The organism is Amycolatopsis kentuckyensis, from assembly GCF_002155975.1.
In the GTDB taxonomy this organism is placed as follows: Bacteria; Actinomycetota; Actinomycetes; order Mycobacteriales; family Pseudonocardiaceae; genus Amycolatopsis; species Amycolatopsis kentuckyensis.
The window spans coordinates 1-2593 of the sequence record NZ_MUMI01000797.1 but is presented as its reverse complement, the minus strand read 5'-3'; the positions used below and the strand labels follow the sequence as shown (position 1 = coordinate 2593).

Annotated in this window: 2 protein-coding genes; both read right to left on the bottom strand. The window is 71.5% G+C overall.

Annotated elements, in window-relative coordinates:
- Positions 1 to 267 precede the first annotated feature (267 nt).
- On the bottom strand, positions 268 to 690 hold the full coding sequence (tatB, locus tag CCN39_RS47980) for a Sec-independent protein translocase protein TatB (protein ID WP_086853854.1): 423 nt from the start codon (positions 688 to 690) through the stop codon (positions 268 to 270).
- 77 nt (positions 691 to 767) lie between these two features.
- Positions 768 to 2285 carry a S1C family serine protease gene (locus CCN39_RS47975; RefSeq protein ID WP_167455389.1) on the bottom strand — a complete coding sequence of 506 codons (1518 nt, stop codon included), beginning with the start codon at positions 2283 to 2285 and terminating at the stop codon, positions 768 to 770.
- Between the last annotated feature and the right edge of the window lie 308 nt (positions 2286 to 2593).

Genomic DNA, 2593 nt, shown 5'->3' with positions numbered 1-2593 from the left:
GCCGCCGGGCCCGGTCCGCCACGAACAGGTCCGCCAGGTAGCACTTCCCCGCGTACCAGACGCTCGCGTGGAACAGGTAGTGCGCGAATCCCACCAGCTCGCCGTCCAGCCGGGCGGCGAGCCCGCGGATCCGCTCGTCGCCGAACAGGCGGCGCCAGGTTCGTTCATAGGCTTCGTCGCTGCGTGAGACGGCGAAATACGCGTCCTTGCCGCGGGCCAGGACCTCCCAGCCGGCGCGGTCGGACTCGGTGAGGAAACCGATGTCGGCTATGTCGCGTCCGGGTCGATCGGCGGGCGCTCGCCCGGCTTGAGCGGCTCCGGCGCCGACTGGGTCTGGCCGGCCAGGTAGCTGTTCGAGCCGTTGGTCCCGTTCGCCGGGGTGCTGCTGCCGTTCGTGATGCCCTTCAGGCCGAGCGGGTCGGCGTCGCCGTCGAACAGGTGCTGCGTCACGACGCGCTTCGGGTCGAAGTTCCGCAGCCCGCGGAGGTCTTCCAGGGGTTTGCGCAGCTGGTCGAACTCCGGGCCCATCTCCTCGCGGAGCTGCTCCTTCGCGCCGGTCGCGAAGTCGCGGACCTTGCGCACGCTCTTCGCGAGCCAGGACGCCGCCTCGGGCAGCCGTTCCGGGCCGAGGATGAACAGACCGGCGATGATGAGGACGAGGATCTCCCCCCATCCGACACTCTCGAACACCCGTCTACCTCCACTCGGAACCTACCCGCCCAGGGTACCCGCCACCCGCCGCGCTCCGGCAGGCCGAACACGGGAACTCAGTCGGAAGCCAGGGTTACGTCGACGACGAAACTGGCGCCGTCGCGGGCCAGCTGCACCGGGACCACTTCGCCGACGTCGTGCGCGCGGACCGCGACCGTCAGTTCCGCGGAGTCGCGGACGAGCCGGTTGCCGATCTTCGTGATGACGTCGCCTTCCTTGATGCCCGCGTTCGCGGCCGGGCCGCCGGGCGCGACGTTCTTCACCTGGGCACCCATCGTCGACGAGCCGGCGACCGTCGACGACGCGTTGATGCCGATGTCCGCGTGCTGGACCTTGCCGTCCTTGATCAGCGCTTTCGCGATCTTGATCGCGTAGTCGCTCGGGATGGCGAAGCCGATGCCGATGCTGCCGCCGTCCGCGCCCGCCGAGCGGATCGACGAGTTGATGCCGACCAGCGCGCCGGTCGAGTCGACGAGCGCGCCGCCGGAGTTGCCGTGGTTGATCGCGGCGTCGGTCTGGATGGCCTCGTAGGTGACCGGCGGGGCGCCGTTGTCGCCGCCCGCGGTGATCGGCCGGTTCAGCGCGCTGACGATGCCGGCGGTCACCGAGTTCTGCAGCGCCAGCGGCGAGCCGATCGCCATCACGGTGTCGCCGACCTGCAGGTCCGCGGACTTGCCGACCTGCAGCACGGTCGGGTTGGTGACGTTGACCTTCACGACGGCGAGGTCGGTCTTCTGATCGGCGCCGACGAGCTTGGCCTCGGTGCGCGTGCCGTCGATGAAGACGGCGGTGACCTTGACGCCCGGATCCGCGGCGGCGGAGGCGATGACGTGTTCGTTGGTGAGGATGTAGCCCTGCGGGTCGATCATGACCCCGGAGCCCTGCTCGCCGGATTCGGCGCCGGCCTTGAACACCTCGAGCGAGACGACGGCGGGCGCGACGCGCTTGGCGATTTCGGCGACCGACCCGGCGGGGCGTTCCTTGCCGGCCTCGGCTTCGGAGATGGTGGCGGAGCCGGTGAGCTCGGTGCCGGTGTCGGCGGCCCACCACCCGACGACCCCGCCGGCGGCGCCGATGAGCAGCGCGACGACGCCGAGCAGGACGAGCGCCTTGGGTTGCACGCGCCGCCCGAAGAGCACCTCGGGCAGGCTGAGCAGCGCGCCGGGCGGCCGTTTGGCGGGCTTTTCCTCGTCTTCGGCGGGCATGGCGGGCCCGGCGAGCACCGCGGCGGCGCCGGGATCACGCCAGGGATCGCGCGTGCCGGTCCACAGGGGCGGTTCGGCATCGGCGGCGTCACCGGCGGCTTCCCGCGGCCGTTCGAGCAGCACCCCTTCGGCCCCGGGCGGCCGCCGGAAGGCCTCGGCGAGCGACTCGGGCGCGGGCGGGGCGAGGTTGACGCCGTTGGTCTTCTGCGGGGAGTAGAGCTGGTCGAACGCACCATCGACGCCGTGCGGCCGCCCGAAAACGGCGGCCTGAGCCGGATCGACGGCCGGCCGCGCGAGCGGCCGCGGGCCCAGCCTGTCGGCTTCGCGCGCGTCGGGCTGCTCGGGATTCACGTTCGGCTCGGTCATCATTCCCCGGTGCAGAAGATCAGGTGGCTGGGCGTGACGATACCCAAGCCCAGTGCTCCGAGTCTGCCGGTCCACGGGTGAAGTGGCTGTTTCTTGAGCCCCTGTCCACAGGGTGAGGGCGATGTGGACAAAACGTCCCTCCGGGGCTGTGAACGGCGGTTTTCGTCGGAGGGTGGCGATAGGCTGGACTTGGGCACGGCCCCCTGGGAGGGCGGGACTGCGTTCGGGGCCGGTCGGCGGGGTTGGACGCCGGGGCTTGCTTTCCGCCGCCCGGCCAGCGGCACCTTCGGCCCAGCCGGCTGGCATCCGGG